The 15,807-nt window shown below is 33.2% G+C and carries 15 protein-coding genes; 8 read left to right on the top strand and 7 right to left on the bottom strand.

Annotation, left to right across the window (positions count from 1 at the left end; genetic code table 11):
- The first annotated feature begins 1,260 nt into the window (after positions 1-1,260).
- The 7 genes from ACTQ45_RS11740 (at position 1,261) to ACTQ45_RS11770 (ending at position 9,452) form a co-directional block, all read left to right on the top strand.
- Positions 1,261-1,449 (top strand): hypothetical protein, encoded by a 189-nt coding sequence (locus ACTQ45_RS11740; RefSeq protein WP_441763826.1) that lies wholly within the window; start codon positions 1,261-1,263, stop codon positions 1,447-1,449.
- 15 nt (positions 1,450-1,464) lie between these two features.
- Positions 1,465-1,911 carry an IS30 family transposase gene (locus ACTQ45_RS11745; protein WP_441763827.1) on the top strand — a complete coding sequence of 149 codons (447 nt, stop codon included), beginning with the start codon at positions 1,465-1,467 and terminating at the stop codon, positions 1,909-1,911.
- A gap of 776 nt (positions 1,912-2,687) precedes the next feature.
- The gene (locus ACTQ45_RS11750; protein ID WP_441763828.1) at positions 2,688-3,983 is read left to right on the top strand and encodes a glycosyltransferase family 4 protein; all 1,296 of its coding nucleotides are present in this window, start codon (positions 2,688-2,690) and stop codon (positions 3,981-3,983) included.
- A gap of 678 nt (positions 3,984-4,661) precedes the next feature.
- A complete protein-coding gene (locus tag ACTQ45_RS11755) occupies positions 4,662-5,759 on the top strand; it encodes a glycosyltransferase family 4 protein (RefSeq protein ID WP_441763829.1) in 1,098 nt (365 codons plus the stop codon).
- 69 nt (positions 5,760-5,828) lie between these two features.
- On the top strand, positions 5,829-7,250 hold the full coding sequence (gene wzy / locus ACTQ45_RS11760) for an O-antigen polysaccharide polymerase Wzy (protein WP_441763830.1): 1,422 nt from the start codon (positions 5,829-5,831) through the stop codon (positions 7,248-7,250).
- A gap of 80 nt (positions 7,251-7,330) precedes the next feature.
- A complete protein-coding gene (locus ACTQ45_RS11765; protein WP_441763831.1) occupies positions 7,331-8,827 on the top strand; it encodes a sugar isomerase in 1,497 nt (498 codons plus the stop codon).
- A gap of 217 nt (positions 8,828-9,044) precedes the next feature.
- Positions 9,045-9,452 (top strand): hypothetical protein, encoded by a 408-nt coding sequence (locus tag ACTQ45_RS11770; protein ID WP_441763832.1) that lies wholly within the window; start codon positions 9,045-9,047, stop codon positions 9,450-9,452.
- Between the two features lie 90 nt (positions 9,453-9,542).
- Here ACTQ45_RS11770 and ACTQ45_RS11775 read toward each other — a convergent pair whose 3' ends face one another.
- From ACTQ45_RS11775 to ACTQ45_RS11805, 7 genes are all read right to left on the bottom strand, one after another.
- A complete protein-coding gene (locus ACTQ45_RS11775; protein WP_441763833.1) occupies positions 9,543-10,304 on the bottom strand; it encodes an ATP-binding protein in 762 nt (253 codons plus the stop codon).
- Positions 10,279-11,817 carry an IS21 family transposase gene (gene istA / locus ACTQ45_RS11780; protein ID WP_441763834.1) on the bottom strand — a complete coding sequence of 513 codons (1,539 nt, stop codon included), beginning with the start codon at positions 11,815-11,817 and terminating at the stop codon, positions 10,279-10,281. The genes ACTQ45_RS11775 and istA overlap by 26 nt, the downstream gene beginning before the upstream one ends.
- A 225-nt stretch (positions 11,818-12,042) precedes the next feature.
- On the bottom strand, positions 12,043-12,486 hold the full coding sequence (locus tag ACTQ45_RS11785) for an ATP-binding protein (protein ID WP_441763835.1): 444 nt from the start codon (positions 12,484-12,486) through the stop codon (positions 12,043-12,045).
- A 211-nt stretch (positions 12,487-12,697) separates the two neighbouring features.
- Complete coding sequence (locus tag ACTQ45_RS11790; protein WP_441763836.1) at positions 12,698-13,411, bottom strand: CpsD/CapB family tyrosine-protein kinase; 714 nt, start codon at positions 13,409-13,411, stop codon at positions 12,698-12,700.
- 3 nt (positions 13,412-13,414) lie between these two features.
- Complete coding sequence (locus tag ACTQ45_RS11795) at positions 13,415-14,155, bottom strand: YveK family protein (RefSeq protein WP_441763837.1); 741 nt, start codon at positions 14,153-14,155, stop codon at positions 13,415-13,417.
- A 199-nt stretch (positions 14,156-14,354) separates the two neighbouring features.
- Complete coding sequence (locus tag ACTQ45_RS11800) at positions 14,355-14,531, bottom strand: GHKL domain-containing protein (protein ID WP_441763894.1); 177 nt, start codon at positions 14,529-14,531, stop codon at positions 14,355-14,357.
- Complete coding sequence (locus ACTQ45_RS11805) at positions 14,524-14,646, bottom strand: hypothetical protein (RefSeq protein ID WP_441763838.1); 123 nt, start codon at positions 14,644-14,646, stop codon at positions 14,524-14,526. Before ACTQ45_RS11805 ends, ACTQ45_RS11800 begins: the two co-directional genes overlap by 8 nt.
- A 363-nt stretch (positions 14,647-15,009) precedes the next feature.
- Between ACTQ45_RS11805 and ACTQ45_RS11810 the strand changes: the two genes are divergently transcribed.
- Entirely contained in the window at positions 15,010-15,777 is a 768-nt protein-coding gene (locus tag ACTQ45_RS11810; RefSeq protein ID WP_441763839.1) for a tyrosine-protein phosphatase, read from the top strand.
- The last annotated feature ends 30 nt before the right edge of the window (positions 15,778-15,807 follow it).

Raw genomic sequence — 15,807 nt, forward strand, 5'->3', positions numbered from 1 at the left:
TAATTATAAATAGCTCTAGAATTGGAGTCAAAAAAATAAAAGAGTAATTTAATCCTGATTTATTCATGCTATTTTTTATGACACAGAACTCGAAAATAATCGAGCTAGTTCTAAAATAACATCAATAAATCGTTATTTATCGATAATCCAACAATTTATAAATAGCAACAATTGTTTTCACTAAATTTGTGCAAAACAATGATGTGCAACTCTCTGATAATCAAAGCCTTTTAAAATTATCCGTCTGATTATCGTTGAATCAGTTAGAATTAGAATTATATATGTTGGATGTGTGTCAACGTCTCCTCCAAAAATTACATCGACATTTACAGAAGCTAATCGTGAGTGAATCTTTTTGATTTGGTGCATGATTTTCTGCCGCTTCTAAACAATCGTTTTCGGATGGTTGCATCGGTACGTGTCTGCTTTTTTTTTCGGAAAGTCTCACGCGTTTGAACATTGAAATAGATTATACATAATCGCACTCAAAAGCAAGTTGGACCGTTTTGCGATAAATTATGTGCTATCTGTTTATCTAACGCAAAGCTTGTTTAATTTATTTGATATTATTTTCCATCTGTTTACCTTGCTGGTAAAAGCGATAGAACTACTATGGCGATAGCTCTTTAATACTCTTGACGAAAACTTCATGCCGAAACAAAAAATTTCCTTAGGACTGCGTCGATTTAAAAAAGACACAAAAGGATTTACCTTTTGTGTTCGCTTGATAGAAGTAATCATAGTAATGGCACCCTACTAGTGTGGAATCATTTTCTTCACTGTTGATAATGAGTGACTCGGCCAAACTCATTAATCGGCAGTTGTTTTGAGAAGTATGAGAAAACATGTCCGATCTTCATCTTATAAGTCTTAAATTGTAAAATTAAGCTAGAAAAAATAAACTATTTGCAGTACATTCAAATCAAATTTTTAATCATGAAAATTAGAGGAGTGAACACAAATGGCCTACACACATCTTATTATGAAAGAACTCAGCTGAATAGAAACTTATGATGACATTGACTATAAACTCTATGAGATTGCGTAAAAAATGGGAAGTTCTAATCAACTTATCTATAACGTTATCAACTTCCTTATGCAGGGCGGTAAGATTCATGAATACTTTGAACACTACAAACAGAATAAATCGAAATGTGGGGTAAAGAAAAAACATTACTAATTAACAGACGCAATACACTAAGGTTCGTGTGGCAGATGGCTGGACACCGGATGTGATGATTGATCGAGGAGAGAAAGACCATGGTGTTCGATGAGCTCCCTCTATCGTCGTTTAAAGATAGCCCACTTTTCGAAGGGATAAGTTTAGCAAGCAAGGGAAACGAAAACCTAAAGGGAACAAAGAAACAAGCGGAAGGCAAGCAGATAAAAAAACGCTTGACGACCGTGATAGAGCTTATCCCGCATACGAAAGTAAGTTCGGCCATTTAGAGGGCGCTACCATCATTGGTAAAAAACTACAAGATTACCGTCGTTAAGTTTTCCGAAAGAGTCTCTAAATTAATTATTGCTTTAGAAACCCCGGGCCGTATAGCTAAAGATATCGAAGAGACATTAAACAATTGGTTGAACCAACTGACTAAGAATCTCTTCAAATCAATTACGGTTTATTGTGGTAAGGAATTTTCCAATTGTAAAAGCTTGAGTAATCAACAATACATTTCGATTTTCTTTGCGAACCCAGGATGCCCCTCTCAATATGGTCTGATAGAACATTTGAATAGTCTTTTGCGTAAAGCTGGATTACCGAAACAGATAGACTTCAATGAAGTGATCCATGAATTTATTTCTTCTGTCACCTTGAGCCGAAATAAAATACCTAGAAAATCTTTAAACTATAAGACGCTGTTGGATATCTTTATTGAAAATACACCAGAGTTAGTTAATTTATAGTTTAAATTGACAAATCAAAAGTTATAAACTTATAGTGTTGCAAAGCCAATATCTCCTCGAATGAGACAAGCCGACTGAACTTGTAACAGTCACTGATAGAGTGGAGGAAGTCTTGCACGCCACTAGACCTGTAGACATTGTCAATTCCAAGAACAGAATCAAGTACGAGTCTAGAAATGAAGTCACTCTGATAGCTCATCGTTCGAAAATGAGAATTATAATCTATCTGTACTTTACGGCCAATGTAGAGTCAATAAAAAGATAAGACTATCGTGAACCTGCTCTTGGAACGACCCTTCAACTAATATATTATAAAGCTGGAGCAGTTGATATGAGACTTTGAGCTTGCTTAAGATAGTTACAATATGCACGATGGTTATTCAATTTAATCTATAAGGTAAGAAATGAGTGGGATTTATTTTTTTGAAGAAAAACTTCGAACAGAATCATTCCTGAACTTTATGAAATATCGCCACCAAAATTAGTAACAGTTAATTGAGTATTAAAAGCAAGTGTTTTTTGTAATATTATCTCCAGTATGTAAGCTGAATTTTTAGGGAACTCACATTAATATACGAAAGTTTTTTTGCACCTAAAAAGTGAAAAAAGAAAATGAATTAAACCTTATTAGGGTAGGTCTCAGCGTACTAATCAGCAAAAGTTGAAAAATTCAGAAAACAGTTTTTTTATCAGAAAAATAAATTTATTTTATCGTTTAATTCATCATGTAATCCATAAGGGGAATTGAAATTTAGAATTGTAAGGAGAGTAAGGGTATGACTCAAGAATCTGTTAACAAGAAAATAATTGTATTTCATCCAATGCAACAACATTCTTATAAAACCGCAATAGCTGTAAAAGAAGCTGGTTTTTTATATGAATACTGGACAAGTGTGTATTATTCGCCAGAAAAAACCATATATAAATTATTATCCATTTTTCTAGGTGGATCATCTACTAAAAGGATGAAAAAAAGAACAAATGAGACATTAAATGCGTACGTGCGCACATCAGCTACGGTTTTAGGCTTGCTGTTTATTTTGTCAGGAAAGATTACAAAATCAAAGAAATTATCTAATAAAATGCAGAACATACTATCCATATACATGGGTAAAAAGTTGGCGAAGTCTGCAATTAAAAATGAAGTAGACTATATTATTGCCTATGATACATGGGCACATGGACTAATAAATGAATTGGAGAAACAACATTCTTCAATTAAAGTTATCATGGATTATTCATCATTATATGCAGAAGAAATTGTACATATAATAGAACAAGATATAATACGGTCGGAGACTAATATGGATTCCTTTAGAGAATTTATTGACAAGTACAAACCGAAATATATGGAGAAATATCGTATTGAATTAGAGAAAAGTTCTTACTTTTTATCACCATCAAAGGTTGTTAACCAATCATTAACGAATTATGGTGTACTAGACGAACAGATACAGCTTTGTCCATATGGTAGTAATTTTAAGAAGATAAATTTTAGACAGAAACCAATCAATAAAAAAATTGTATTTGTCTACATCGGACGCCTTAGCTATGCTAAAGGTGTGCATCATCTTATTAATGCTTTCAAAGGTTTAAAAAGAGATGATTGGCATCTTCAGTTGATTGGGGAGGACGTAGATGGGTTTATGAAGCAGAATAATAGTTCTTCTATAGAATTTATTGGCTTTATCCATCACGAAGAAGTTACCCTGTATTTATCTAAAGCACATATTGCTATATCCGCTTCCTTGTTTGATGGGTTTTCGTTATCATTATTAGAATCAGCATCATATAATTTGCCAATTATTTGTACTTATAATACTGGTGTGAGCGATTATATAGTTAATGGAGTTAATGGATACAAAGTAGAGACACATAATGAAAACTCATTAAGAGATGTAATATTAAAAGTTCTTAATAGCAAAGAGACTATAGATGAAATGTCTATTGGAGTTGGAGAGATAGTTGAGACATTAACTTGGAAAGAATATAATAAGAAAATAAAGACAGCTATTAATAATATTTTAGTTCTTGAAGAAAAAAAGCAATATGATTTTGTTGAAAAGAAATAAATAATAAAATTTAAAAATGAAAGAATATATACAATGACATTGTGTATTGATTTGATAAGTATATAATTTATGTTCAATATTCGGTCGATTTAGAAATATTATTGAGAAATGCATTGAGTGAATATTACAAATTAAAAAGACATTTTAAAACATCATCAAGATTAATAGTTTTTAAGAATAGACATTTTATTATTAAAAAAATTATGACCGATGTTTAACTTTGCATATTAAAAATAATATTTACAGTTATTTAAAGTACAAAAGATTATAAAATCTGTATGTACGCTTGCTAAAAATGATTAAAGGATTTAGTATGACCGTAGTTCAATAAAATCTAGAAATTATTTTGTGTAACTTTTATTAATGTTATAATATGATTATACAATGGTTAATAAGTTTTGAATTTACATTATTTGAAAATGAGTTGAGTAATTCCTTGTTTACTCATCAATAATCTTAACAATATCAAAATTGATTTGAATATTTAAAAATTAATAAGTCTTCAAAAATAATCATACCATTAAAATCCATGGTTTGTTAATATTGATAAGATAAGATAAGATAAGATAAGATAAGATAAGATAAGATAAGATAAGATAAGATAAGATAAGATAAGATAAGATAAGATAAGATAAGATAAGATAAGATAAGATAAGATGAGATGAGAGGTAATTTAAAATGGAAAAAATATGTATAATCCATTTAGTTAGGGATACTGGCGGAGTAGCGAAAATGATGCTAGAGCTTGCTAATGAGCAAGCTCGAAATGGGCTTAAAGTTGTTATTTTCCATACTTCGTTATCAGAAGAATTTATTAAGAAATTTTCACTAGAAATAGATGTTCATAAAATTAAGTTATCCCCCAAAGTCCCTCCTATGTTATTTGGTTTGGGATTTATAAAAGCATATAGGAGTATAGAAAAAAGCCATCCTAGTTATAAAATTATTGTACACGCACATAATATTGCGACAATTGGTTTGTTATCTAAAACTATAAATATACCTATAGTGTGCACGATTCATGGGATAAGTTGGTTCGGTAAAATTACATTCCGAAAGAAGATTTCCAGATATTTGACAGGGAAAAGATTAAGATACCTTAGTGGCAAATCGAATATACATCTTATAGCTGTCAGCAAAACTACTGCGGAGTATTATAACAATCTATGTAAAAAAAACATAATGGGCAGTATATATAATGGAATAGAAAGGGATATCAAGCGAAAACCCCAAAAAGAATTTACAATTGGATTTATCGGTGATATTAGTGAAGCAAAAGGATGGGGAATTGTTTTAGAGGCTATATCATTGCTTAATGAAAACATTCGGAATGATTTAGGTTTTATAGCTGCGGGTGGATCAAAGGAGAATTCAGAACAGGAAATTGAAAAGCAGATTGATAATTTAAAAATGGACAGAAGAGCTAAATATCTTGGTCTTGTCTCTGATGCATATCATTCAGTCACACCAAATCTTGACTTATTACTCCTCCCTTCGTTGAGTGAAGGTTTGCCTATGGCAATTATCGAGGCTCAGAGCTTAGGAATACCTGTAATTGCAACAGCGGTAGGTGGTATACCAGAAATAGTAATTAATGGAAATACTGGGATTATTGTGGAAAGAAATGCAACGAGTGTTAGTAACGCTATTGAGAAATTATACACGTATTCTGATAGTTATAAAAGAATGTCAAGTAATGCAGAGAAAAATTATATGGAAAGATTCACTTCTAAAGGCATGCATAATAAATATTTAGAATTATACCTGAGACTATAAGCATTCGTTGTTTATCGATATTAACAAGACTCAAAGCGTATGTAAAAATTTATTTAGAAAGGTCAGGTTATGAATATAAGAACTACAGTATACTCATATCTTTTAATGGTTTCGATATCATTTATTGGTCTATTTAATATTATTGGATCAAAGCAGGGTATTGTCATTGCGTGTTTAATTTGCTTTATACTATATTTTTTAAGTTGTGTCTCAAATATTAGGACACACTTTTTAGGTATTCTTTTTGGTATAGTAACCTTTGGATTTCTTTTCGGAAGCTTTGTATTAGATCAAGAACTAATGTTAGAAGTTGGAATTGATGAATTAGCTTTATATTGCTTTTGCCTTTCCTTGTCACTTTTAGGAATTTTCCTTGGATTAAACTTAGGTTCTATGAATAGAAAGCAAAATATTAATGATTTAGAAGAGTATAATTCAGATAGAAGAATAAAAAAAGTTTTTGTTATAGCTAATAAAATATTCTGGATAGCATTACCTTTTAGTTATATATATGCATTATTTCGAGCTTACTTTGCAATAAATTATGGCTATGTATATTTGTATAATAACCCTACAATTTTTTTATCTGGAAGCCTATCCTTCATTACGGATATAAGTAGCCTAACCAATGTAGCTTTTATTATTTTATTATCTACTTTGCCTAAAATTTCTAAAGTTAGAAATCAAACCATAGCTTTGACAGTATATAATATGCTACTTCTACTAAGTGGTACAAGAGCTGGACTTCTTAAGCTTCTATTTCTAATTGCATCGTATTTCTTTATTATGAGACATTCGTATGAAAAGAAAGCACTGCCAAAGAAAAAAATAATGAAATATATGCTAATTGCTTTTATCCTTATATCCTTTTTTTCTATTATATTTACTACTGTGGTTAATTTTAGATCCGGAGATAATTATTACTCGGACAATAAAAATCCTCTTATTAATCTCATCTCATCCGAAGGTAAAACATGGAGGGTAGTCATTGATGCTTTTGAAGTGTATGATAAAACGACAATGAGTCAGCACCTTAGATTTTATTTTAAGCCTTTAATCAATAGTATCTCTTTACAATTCATATTTGAAAGGATTGGATTAGGGTTTGTACAAGCATTGCCTTATACTTCAGAATTTGCACTCAACTCTTATAATTATAGTCATTTTTATACCTACACTGCAGATCCTTCCTTGTATTTATCTGGTGGGGGATTGGGTTCAAGCTATTTAGCAGAAAGTTATTTTCTTGGACAATATTTTGGCGTTTTTTTTCATTCGATTCTCATAGGTTTTTTCTTATCGGGTTTTATAAGTAAAGTGAGCAAAAGTCTTTGGAAAAATGCCTATATGTGGACATTCATTTTTAATATATTTTGGTCCCCAAGGGGGTCTGCCTTAGGCCCATACTTTTCTTTCTTTTCTTTTTCAAATTTAATTGTATTTATTGGGCTGTACTTGTATTTGGAGTTAACTCAGGATAAAATACGTTAGAGAATTTTCAATTTCAACAGAAATTATGACATTACGAATATACTAAGTGGATACTTCTATCTATGAAAAGGTGATTACTTTTGAATCGGACAAAACAATTAAAATATAATGCTTTTTCTTCCCTAACTAATCAGATTGTTACAGTGATAAGTAGTTTAATATTGCCTCGAATGATCTTATTATATTATGGTTCTAGTGTGAATGGTTTGATTTCATCTATCAATCAATTTTTAGTTATCATTACTTTTTTAGAACTAGGAGTGGGGATAGTTGTTCAATCTAGTCTATATACTCCACTAGCAAATAATGATTTCGAAAAAACTAGTTTAATATTACTTTCAGCACAAAGATATTTTAAGAAAATTGCTTTGATATTAGTTGGCTATGTTATATTATTAATTTTTAGTTTTCCTATAATAATTAATCAAAATCTTAGCTTTATTCCAACGGCTTTATTGATTATTTCAATATCTATAAGTAAATTCTCCCAATATTATTTTGGTATAGTGAATGAATTATTGTTAAATGCCGATCAAAAAGGGCATATTCATTTAATAGCAGAAGCAATAACAATTATCTTAAATCTTATAATTAGCATTATACTGATTGTAAATGGGATGACTATACAAAATGTTCAATTGCTTAGTAGTATAATCTTTTTAATTCGTCCCATATATCTAAATTGGTACGTGCATAAAAACTATGATATTAATCATAATATCGAAATTAAAGAGGAACCTATAAAGCAAAAATGGCATGGCATGGCATATCATTTAGCTTGGACCATACAAAATAGTTCAGCTATTATTGTGTTATCGTTTTTCTCGAGTTTAAATAATGTTTCTATTTATTCTATTTATTCAATGGTAGTAAATGGTATTAAAATGATTTTACAATCAATTACAAATGGATTAAGTTCATTTTATGGTAATCTCTTAGCAAATAATGAAATAGTACTGTTAAAGTCATACTTCTCGCGAATCGAATGGATCATACATTCCACAGTCACGTTTTTATTTAGTATGACATTAGTTTTAATCAACCAATTTGTGTTAATTTACACCTCTGGAATTAGCGATACAAATTACTACGCTCCCGTATTCTCAATAATTTTGGTGCTTTCACAAGCTATATATTCCTTGATAGTGCCTTATCAAAATTTGATATTAGCGGCAGGCCATTTTAAACAAACACAAATTAGTTCTTACATTGAGGTTGCTATAAATCTAATTTTATCTATATTACTAGTATCGAAGTTCGGACTGGTAGGTACTTCGATAGGCACTTTAATAGCGGCAATATTTCGTATTCTTTATGTAAATTGGTATTTATCAAATAATATTATTTATCGATCACCTAAGCTTTTTTTTAAACAAATTTGTGTTAATACTATTATTTTTGTAGTGATTCTTTGGGTTTCTTCATTCTTAAAGATAGAAACATTAGATTATATACAATGGTTTAAAAATGCAGTTATCTTAGGCGGAATATCTCTAGTTTGCACATTGATAATTAATATGATATTTTATAGAGAAAACACAAAAGAAATTATTAATCGTTTATTTAAAATAAGATAGAGAATTAATTTCGATTAGGTGACAATAAGGGCTGTGAAATTTTGAGTGTTGGTGGCTATCGAAAGTCAGAGTGATTCGTCACTTTGGCTTTTTTTTTGAAAAGAAATTCAAAAAAGGCGCAAAAAAGCACCCTCCATGTTATAACCTTGTCAAGGGCAATTTAATTTTGTAGGTTTATGGGGTTGTAAAAGGTGGGAGATTATTGGAGGCAAAGCGAGTGTTACATATTGAAATCAAACAATTAAAGAAGATGGGCTTTACGGTTAGTCAAATTGTTGCACAGCTAAAGATTAGTCGACAAACGGTCTATGATTATTTGAAGATGTCGTATGAAGAAGCAGAAGAATGGGTGATGACCTTAAGTCGTCGCGGTAAGAAGCTAGACCCTTATCAAGATTGGATCATTGCCAGGTTAAAAGAGTATCCACACTTAAGCGCAGCTCAAATTAAAGATTGGTTATTGGAGAAGTTTCCATCATTGGAGGTTGGGAATAGTACAGTGCGATTATACGTTGAGTATTGCGGGCGATTCTTACTGGCATTGCGGTTCTTCTTACCACTATTTGCGGAAGTTTTTACCACACCTTGCGGTGAAGTTTACCAGTTAAATTTATCATGTTCCTAAAACAAATCATCCTTGTTGCATATAGCGTCCATATAAAACCACAAAATCGCGATTCCCTAGACCAGGTGAATCGCGATTCTTTGTACCAGCTTAGTCGGCAGTTGTTGGACCACTTTTCATTCGTAACGATTCACCATAAATATAGATGTGATAAGAGTTTGAAATCGCGCGATCGAGAATCGCATCTGCAATTGCTCCACCACCCAGTTTCTTATGCCACTCACCAGTCTCCATTTGTGATGACAGAATCAGTGAACGATGCCTACTTCGTAATTCAAACACTTCCATCAGATATTTCTGCTCGTGTTCTGTGGTCGGCGTGAGTAAGAAATCATCAATGACTAATACATCTAGTTTTGATATTTTTTTAAGATAGCTTGGCAGTCTATCTTCGATATCAGCTGTCGATAGCTCTGAAAGCAAGTCATACATTCGGACATACCGAGCAGTGTAGCCTTCCTCAATCACGTAGCGACATAAAGCGTTCGGTAGATAAGACTTTCCGGTACCAGTAGCCCCCTGTATAATCACATGTCGATTGTTGGTAATAAATTGACAGGTAGACAGTTGATGAATCGTTTCTTGATTGATTCGTCGAACTGGGGAGTAGTCAATATCTTGAATATGAGCGTGTGGTTGAGTGAGTTTAGCTAATTTTAAGTTGCGTTGTATGGTATTATGTCGTCGTGCTTGGTACTCTTCGCTAACGATATCTTCCAGAATATCTAAAGTAGAGCCATGAGAGGCGGTAGAATCACCATAGAGGTCTACTAAACGATCAGCCATAACGGGTAACCTCATTTGTCGTAGGTAGCCAGTCAGGTGTTTAATTCTTTCGGTTGAATTTGTCATAATAAGCCGCTCCTCTCAGATAAGATTGTTCTGTTGGTGGTAACGTGTTAGAATTTATTTGCGTCATAGGATGTTCAATTAACTGCTTAATTAAGGTGAAATTGGGTTGACTTGAGCGTTCTAATGCATAATGGCAGGCTGTATCTAATCTTTGGTCGGAGTAGGTATCTGCCATTTTTAATATTGCGTGAACTCTTCGATAATACTGTTGTTCAGGGCCTAGAGCGAATAATTGCGCAATCACAGTATGAGTATTGGGCCCAATTCGACTCGCCCATTTTAAATATCGCGTGCTATTCCACTGACCATAATATTGACTCTCCTCAGGTAAGTGTGCTTCGACTGTTGAATACGCACCTGGACGCGTACCAGTTGTTCTGTGTTGGCAGACAAGTTGTTGCTTATGATACACCTCTAAATGATCTGCATAGATTTTAAGCGTGACTTTTTCGCCAATATATTGGTAAGGAACAGAATAGTAATGTTTATTCAGTGTGACATGACTATTGTTATAAACTTTAGCGTCTTTGAAGGTACACATTTCATAAGGATAGTGAGGCAAAGATTTTAAGGTTTCTCGTTCAAATGTTTCAAAGAGTGATAAACGGCTACCTTCTTTCTTCTGGAAGGGCTTCGCATTGAATTCAGCCAGCGCAATTAAAAGATAATGATTATATTCTTGAATACTGAAACACTGATAATGTCGCATACGTGCAATCAGGTGTGTGGTCAGATGCTTAACATGACCTTCGACAGCTGCTTTATCTTTCGGCCTATAAACTCGACTCGGCACGACAATTGTTTGGTAATAAGTGGCCATATCTTCATAAGTTGAATTGAGAATTAACTCATTCTTTGTATGTTTAGTGACGCTTACTCGAAGATTATCTGGAATCAATAAAGTAGAGACACCATTGAAGAACTTAAACATATTCACATGAGCGTCTATCCAACTCGCAGATTTTTGATCGACACAGGCTTGCGCATAGGTATAATTACTAAACGGTAGTGTGCCGACAAAAAATTCCCCCTTAATGATTTCACCGGTTGTTGGATCTACCCAGTGAGGCCGAGTCCCCGCCCAATCCACTTGAATTTGTTCGCCAGCCTTATGATTGAGTATGTGGCTAAATCTCGTTTTATTTAGATAATCATTGAAGTACTTTTTAAACTGAGTCAACTGATAGTAAATCTGTCCATTTAGTCGACAAGTTTGAGCATATTCTTCCCACAATAACTGCATCGTGACACCAGGTTTGACTAAATCCTTCGATAAGGCTTCATAATTTGGCATCACATGGTAAGTAATCGCCTGTTTTTTCTGAGACACTCTAAATAACTCTTCGATTTCTTTCACTGACCATTGAGATAAGCCTACGTATCCTAAACCTTTTTTTTGAGCAATATTGACCGTTCTTGTGACTGTACTTCTACCAGAACCAACAATTTTAGCTATCTGTCTTAAACTAAAACCCGCTTCGTGCAGCCGCACCATTTCTAAATAATTGGGCATATCTGCACCTCCATCATATTGTTGTACGATTTCCTCATACTCCCTAGTTATACCATTAGAAGAACAAAAAGAACCACAAAAGTGGTCCTAGTAGAGTGATTAGGGTGGTACAAACAATAGCGATTTAGGTGGTACTAGAACCGCGACGGGGTGGCTCTATTAGAGCGCCGTATCCACTTGTCTCATATTATAATTAAGACAAAGATGATTGATTTGGGTTTTACTTTATTGACTATTCTCATTATTGCTAAAATACTCGAAAATGATATTTCTTGAACCTTGATGAATAATCCGATCGAGTATGGCTTCAGCTAATGTGCCATAAACACCATCTCCTAATTTCTCATACCATCCCTTAAAATCAAATTGTGAACAGTAAATATTGGACTTCTGCGCTTCATACCTAGCGTTAATGATTTCAAGTAGTAGAGTAGCTTCTTCATCGGTCAAATCATATAACAGCCATTCGTCAAGAATAAGAAGATCTACCTTGATTAACTTCTTCATTAATTTTGTATAGCTACCATCCGCTTGGTGTTTCGCGATTTTGAACTCTTCTAACAGATTAGGTAAACGGGTATAACGTACTGTGTAAAATTGTCTACATGCTTGAACTCCTAGAGTGTAATATATAAGATGAGTAAATAAAAAATGTAGGAAAACCGACAATTTTAAATTGCCTTTTTCCTACATTTTATAATTGCCCTTAACATGGCGAAAATGGTCTACTTTAGTTTAGCAGTTACAATAGCAGAAAACTTTTACGACAAAGTAAAAAATAACCATCACATTCGATCAATTCGACTGTGATGGTTATTAATTTCGTGAGTTGACTGGGCTTATTGCTCAGAACCACTTTTTTTGATTTTAATAAATCATTTTACTCATAATAATAATACTTCCCAGAACTCTTCGGCACATCATTAAACACATAACCTAGAATGGTAGTGTTTAAGTTTTTAAGGGAAAGTATAGCTTCTTTTACTTTGTCTTTTCCAACAAATCCTTGTCTAATGACAAACACAACACCATCTACTAAAGTTGCTAAAATTTGTGGATCAGTAACAGCAGTAATAGGCGGTGCATCAAAGATAATCAGATCAAAATGATTCTCTAGAGTGTTTAAAATTGAACGCATTTTGGCCGAACCTAATAATTCTGATGGATTAGGAGGGACAGGACCACTTGGTAAGAAGTATAAGTTTAATTCACGGCTGTATTGAACGATTTGATTAAATTTAATCGTTTCATTTTCATCTGCGATTAAAGTCGTTAAGCCTTGGGTATTGTTCAATTTAAAAGTCCGATGAACGGTAGGTTTTCTAAGGTCGGCATCTACTAGTAAGACTTTCTTACCAGTTTGTGCCATAACATAAGCTAAATTAGCGGTTAAGGTCGATTTACCTTCGTTAGGAATTGAAGATGAGACTAACAATGATTTAACATTCTTTTCTAATTGGGCAAAGTTTATATTTGTCCGAATGGTTCTGAATTGCTCAGCTTGATTCGCTTTAGGATGTGTGAAAGAAATTAAGTGAGATGCTCTTTGTACAGTCTTTTGAGCATTTTGTTGCTTTTTCTTTGATGAGAACATTAATTATCTTCCTCTCTTTGTAGCCGTAGAATCAAGGATTGCGGCTAAATATTCTTGTTCACTCAGTGAGTCTAATTCGCCTAACTTAACTAAACCAAATTGATTTAGGAAGCTTTCGTCCTTAACGGTAGTGTCTAATAACTCTTTTAATAATAGAATTCCAATGGTTAACATTGCACCAAGAATTGCACCAATAATGGCACGCATTGAAATGCTTGTCGCAATTTTATTCGGTTCATAGGAAGGCGCAGACAACACGTAAACAGTTAATATATCGGTATCGTAAATCTCCGTTAAAGTATTCTCGAAGTTGCGAATGGCACTTTGTATAACACTTTGTGCTAATTCTGGAGATTCCATCACAGCAATAATATCAAAGGTTTGCGCATTTTCTGTCTGCTTGACTGTAATGGCACTTTGCAGTTGATTGACTGTCAAATTAGGATCCACTTCAGCTACAACTTTTTCTAACACTGATTTACCAAGAATAATTTGACGGTAAGTATTGATTAAGCTGACGTTTGTTTGAATCTCATTATACTGAATCGTCTCACTGGCTGTTTTCTGATTAACAATCAGTTGAGCAGACGATTGGTATTCTTCGTCTTCAAGAAAGTGGAAACCCACTAATGAAAGTATAGCACCCAAACACATGGCTGCGATAATAAGCCACAGCCATTTCTTAAAGTATTGAAATAGTTCATAAAAACTAATTGAATTTCCTTCGATAATCTCGTAATCCATCTAATACGCCTCCTGGGATAAAAAAATTATTATATCAATTTCATTTGATAATTTGCATACAATTATAGTAACAGATATTTAGAAACATTAACAGTTCATATTAAGGAAATTGGATTAAATTTCAAATGTTCTGATGCGTGATTTATGTATTTAGAATGCCTTTACAATTTATATTGATTCTAATCATGCATCAAACCACTCATGAATAGAAATATATCTTGAAGGTTTTAAAGGATAAAATAATCAGAACGTTCAACACAAACCAATTCTTTTCTGAAAAGATTAATATTAAATTGCCATACTTATTAACAATACATTGAATACTTTTCAAACCTGAACCTTGAGTGTTTCTATCTGATTTGGGTATGTTAGTTATCCTTTAGTAAATCGATTTCTTCTCTCATCTCTTTTTCTAAGTAGATTAACATTAGTTGACCTTCGTGGGTGTCTCTTAAATTAATGGTTCTTTTATCGTCTGGGATTTTCTCCACTTACTCAAAGGTATCCTGTACAAACTGCTGATAGCCATTATGCTCAGACTCGGTAAAATTTTTATAGTCAAGATTGTGTCGTGATTTCTGATACCGATGTGGTTATAAATTTAATAAGAGCGCTAGGCTGTTTAACCTTATCTTCAGGTCCAAATTCTAGAAAGTGCTGAAAAGGTAGATCCTTTGTTGATCGGTCCATTAAGCCTCTATCAGATCAAGCGTGGAGCTACTTTTAATATAAATAAGGAATTATGATTTTCTTGTAAATGTACCTGCATCAAATTAACATAATATCAATGAACGCCTATACTTAATTATGTTATAATGATTTTATTGAAACTATGTATGGTAGGAGGAAACCACATGATGATCGACTTACATTCCCATTTAATTCCAGGCGTCGATGATGGCGCAGAAGATTTAGAGAAATCATTAGAATTAGCTCGTCTTGCGGTAAGTGAAGGGGTAGAACATATGGTTCTGACACCGCACCATCGAAATGGACGCTACTTAAACCGAAAAGCAGATGTTTTAGCAGCGGTTCAACAATTAAGAGAAGATTATAAAGCGGCTGGCATTCCGATGAAGTTATATGCCTCACAAGAAATTCGAATCAATGAAGAGTTTTTCGATGACTTATACAATGACGATTTACTGCCCTTAGACGAATCAGGCCGTTATTACTTGATTGAATTCCCAACCGCTAGTATTCCGGATTATGCTTGGTCACTGATCAATGAGATGCTTAATCAAGGCATCACACCGGTTATTGCCCACCCTGAGCGGAACCATGTGTTTGCTAAAGACATGAATCTATTACAGAAGTATATTGAAGCAGGCTGTGTATCTCAAATCACTTCTTCTTCTTACGTCGGATTATACGGTAGTAAGTTACAAGATATTTGTAACAAAATGATTGAGTTAAACTTAATTCATATCCTGGCTTCAGATGTCCATCATATGAAACATCGTCCAATCAACTTAGAAAGAGCGTTTGAAATATTAGGCAAGACTCATGGCCAAGAAACGGTCAATTACTTTAAAGAAAATGCCCGCGCGATTTTCAATGGTGATTCCGTTAAGGCGCGGAAACCACTGAAAAAACGTAAAAAGTTTTTAGGCTTGTTTTAATAGACGTATATCACTCATGGTGATGTGTAG

It is taken from the genome of Fundicoccus sp. Sow4_D5 (genome assembly GCF_052116365.1).
Lineage (GTDB): Bacteria > Bacillota > Bacilli > Lactobacillales > Aerococcaceae > Fundicoccus.

Bases quoted from the DNA above. Each gene is read 5' to 3' on its own strand.
- ACTQ45_RS11740 (WP_441763826.1), top strand. From the start codon at position 1,261: ATGGTGTTCGATGAGCTCCCTCTATCGTCGTTTAAAGATAGCCCACTT.
- ACTQ45_RS11750 (WP_441763828.1), top strand. From the start codon at position 2,688: ATGACTCAAGAATCTGTTAACAAGAAAATAATTGTATTTCATCCAATG.
- ACTQ45_RS11755 (WP_441763829.1), top strand. From the start codon at position 4,662: ATGGAAAAAATATGTATAATCCATTTAGTTAGGGATACTGGCGGAGTA.
- wzy (WP_441763830.1), top strand. From the start codon at position 5,829: ATGAATATAAGAACTACAGTATACTCATATCTTTTAATGGTTTCGATA.
- ACTQ45_RS11775 (WP_441763833.1), bottom strand. From the start codon at position 10,304: ATGACAAATTCAACCGAAAGAATTAAACACCTGACTGGCTACCTACGA.
- istA (WP_441763834.1), bottom strand. From the start codon at position 11,817: ATGCCCAATTATTTAGAAATGGTGCGGCTGCACGAAGCGGGTTTTAGT.
- ACTQ45_RS11790 (WP_441763836.1), bottom strand. From the start codon at position 13,411: ATGTTCTCATCAAAGAAAAAGCAACAAAATGCTCAAAAGACTGTACAA.
- ACTQ45_RS11795 (WP_441763837.1), bottom strand. From the start codon at position 14,155: ATGGATTACGAGATTATCGAAGGAAATTCAATTAGTTTTTATGAACTA.
- ACTQ45_RS11810 (WP_441763839.1), top strand. From the start codon at position 15,010: ATGATGATCGACTTACATTCCCATTTAATTCCAGGCGTCGATGATGGC.